The organism is Candidatus Schekmanbacteria bacterium, assembly GCA_003695725.1.
In the GTDB taxonomy this organism is placed as follows: domain Bacteria; phylum Schekmanbacteria; class GWA2-38-11; order GWA2-38-11; family J061; genus J061.
In genome coordinates this window covers 1-3,038 of sequence record RFHX01000301.1, presented here as the reverse complement: position 1 = coordinate 3,038, position 3,038 = coordinate 1, and the positions used below count along the sequence as shown (strand labels likewise).

Below are 3,038 nucleotides of genomic sequence, written 5' to 3'. Positions count from 1 at the left end.
AGCCAATTTGGGCGAAAGTCTGCAAGACTTGAGCCGTTTATCCGCTGTTATGTGCCCCGAGTGGAGCCGAAGGCGGAACGAGAACGCAGTGTGGTCGAGGCGAAGCCGAAGAAGTTGAGTTTTGCCCGATACATTAATAAACTTCTAAATAATTTTAATGTTATGGACATTAAAGAAATAGAAAAACGAATTGTTGATTTTGCAAAGAAAAGGGCATCAGCAAAAAATTTTGATTTGACTCCAGAATTATCTTATATTCATCTGACTGAAGAAATGGGCGAAATAGCAAGGCAATTATCAAATGAGAAAATTCGCCCAGACTTATTTGATAAAGATAATCTGAAGGAAGAAATTGTTGATGTAATTCTGGAGGCAATTATATTGGCTAATCTCTGTGAGGTTGATTTAGACAAAGAGATTAAACAAAAAATTGATGCCCTTTTCAAAAAGCATGGTTTTTCTGAATAAGAGAGTAAAACTCTATTGCAATTAATGTCAGGATTGGGCGAAGTTTCTGTTAAGAAATTTGGGTGAGCGAGCGGTTTCTTTGAAAATTTTTCGTGAGAAAAATAGCGAGTAAACCGCTTAATCTCTTGTTCTACGAAGTTTTCATGTTAATGAAAATTTGGGCGTAAGCCGTAGAACATATGCGATTTAACGAAGTTTCCGAAGCGAAGCGTAGGAAATTTGGGAAAATCCTGCAAGGATTTTCTGTTTAATCGCTGTTATACTCTCCCGATAGAGGTTGGATTTTAGTGCAACGTTCCGTAGCTAAGCGGAGGAAAAATTCAAAGTAAATTTGAAGTCCGTCCATCCAGCGAACACAGTGAGCAATCAAGACACAGAATCAAAGGGGCTTTGGCTATTCCAGAATCTTATCAACAGTTGCATCAGCGAATATTTTCATTGTGTCAAATATTTTCAAAGTTGGATGTTTTGGAATCAATAATTGGAGGTCTGTGCATGCGAGGGCAACACAATCAACATCTTTCTTTTCAAAATCGTTTATTATTTTGATAAGTTCTTCTCTGTCACTATTTTTCTGTTGACCGGTAACAAGATTCAGGATAAATTTTCCCATCTTTGCCTGTTGAAAATCATCAGGAGTGACATATTCAATATTATTTTTTTCAAAAGCATTTTCATATAATTTATTCTGAATTGTTGCAGATGTTGATACAATGCCAACTTTCTTGAATTTATTTTTCTTGAGGAATTTTACTGTTTCTTCAATTATACTTAAAACCGGAATTTTTACAGCGTTCCGTATTTCTTTAATGAATACATGAAGTGAATTGCAGGGCATGACAATGAAATCTGCACCTGCCTTTTCTAATCTCTTAGCTTCAGTAGTTAGAAAAGGTATATATCTTTCACTTCCTCTATTATTCATTATCAAATCTTCTTCTATTTGATAGGGCAAAGGAACGCTGGAAATTATGATGCCCGGTCTTGCTTCTTTTGTTTTTTTGTAGCAGGAGAAAACTAGGTCTAAGTAAAATTCCGAAGTGGTTTCTGGTCCAAGACCTCCAATTATTCCAACTGTTTTCATATAAATATGATAATTGATAAATTCTTTATAAATATTGCTTTTGGCCAAAGCCCCTCTTCCACTTTTTAGGACTTCAAATTTATTGAGTTTAACGTTATGGATATACGAAGTTTTTCTGTAGCGTAGCGAAAGAAAAATTTCGGTGAAGCCCGGGCCGAGGACTGAACCGTATATCCTTTGTTAAGTGACCCGACGAGCCGAAGGCGAAGGTTGGGTGGTGTATCCTTTAGAGAATAAAAATATGAAAAATAGTATTACCTGTGGAGCACGTTGCTGACCTGAGAAGGATAAGTAGATCTACTACTAAATTAACTGGATTACTTTACGGAGTAACAAGGGAGTTTAGTGTTGTTAAGTCGTAGATAAACCTTCAGAAATTAAAGCATGGTTGAGGGTTTGTAGTTAAAAAATGTATATGGGAGATTAAAGAGAGTATTCCCGATAATACGAAAATATTATACGTTTTTCCTGCAAGAAAAACTGCCGAAGCGAAACGTTGGCACTGTATTGAGGAAATAAAGTCAATTTTTAAAAGATAAATAAACCCTGACTATGAATACAGAAGCGATTCCCCACAATACTGTCAACCAAATTGGAATTCCAATAAAACTTGGATTTCTGTAAGTCCAGGCCCCAAAAACTATTGCAAATGCTTCAGCCATTGCACCAAAAAAAGCACAAAAAACAAATGTCTTTACTTCTTGCTTGGACTTATTCATTAACAACATAAGTATTGCTAAAATAATTAGAACAACAGTCAAAATAAAATTATGTTTCCATAAGAGTAAGACGCTTACTAAAGATAAAATAGCAATTAACTCTGTAAAAATTTGATTGATTGCTTCCTTCATAAAATATGATTGGTTGGGATTCTATATAAAATTAACTTTGAGTATGTTGAGTATAATCTCGGGATTTAACAAGGTCCTCGTCAGAGGATTTAGACGAAAGTCTGCAAGAACCGAGCCGTTTAATGCCTGTTAATTACCAGAGCGTAAGCGAAAACGCAGAGAAGCAAACGAGATTAATTTTAGACTAATTTTAGGTTCGGAGAAAGAGCGCTAATTTTCTTTTATTAACTTAACAATTTCTGGAAACTCAGATATTTCGAAGTGTCCATTCTTACTTTCAAATATTATGATTTTTGCATTCTTTAGTTTCTTCCTATATTTATCAGCATGAGAAACCGGAACAACATTATCGTCTTTTGAAAACATAAGGTAAAGGTTTTTAGAATTCTTTTCGAGTAAGGATAAATCCCCTTTTAATTTGAAACCACCAACTAAATCTTCCCCTTCAATAGTATTATCAAATGGTGGAGCAATAAGAAAAACTGCTTTTATCTTTTTAGGGAATTTATGTTCAGATAAATATTTTGCAAGAAAAATCCCGCCTAAAGAACTGCCGATTAAGATAATGTTGTTTCTTATAAAAGGAAAATATCTTTCAAAATGAATTTTCCATTCTGAATATTTTGCATTTTCTT

Annotated in this window: 4 protein-coding genes; 1 reads left to right on the top strand and 3 read right to left on the bottom strand. The window is 34.5% G+C overall.

Annotated features, from left to right (window positions below):
* Positions 1–90: 90 nt before the first annotated feature.
* Positions 91–468 carry a hypothetical protein gene (locus tag D6734_11250; protein ID RMF92892.1) on the top strand — a complete coding sequence of 126 codons (378 nt, stop codon included), beginning with the start codon at positions 91–93 and terminating at the stop codon, positions 466–468.
* A gap of 394 nt (positions 469–862) precedes the next feature.
* On the opposite strand, the gene D6734_11245 is transcribed toward D6734_11250, so the two are convergent.
* The 3 genes from D6734_11245 to D6734_11235 all read right to left on the bottom strand — a co-directional run.
* Positions 863–1,600: an amino acid racemase gene (locus tag D6734_11245; protein ID RMF92891.1), complete on the bottom strand. Its 738-nt coding sequence runs from the start codon at positions 1,598–1,600 to the stop codon at positions 863–865.
* Between the two features lie 473 nt (positions 1,601–2,073).
* Complete coding sequence (locus tag D6734_11240; protein ID RMF92890.1) at positions 2,074–2,403, bottom strand: DUF2878 family protein; 330 nt, start codon at positions 2,401–2,403, stop codon at positions 2,074–2,076.
* 210 nt (positions 2,404–2,613) lie between these two features.
* Positions 2,614–3,038, bottom strand: a 425-nt coding sequence (locus tag D6734_11235) for a hypothetical protein (GenBank protein RMF92889.1), incomplete at its 5' end; no start/stop codon positions are given.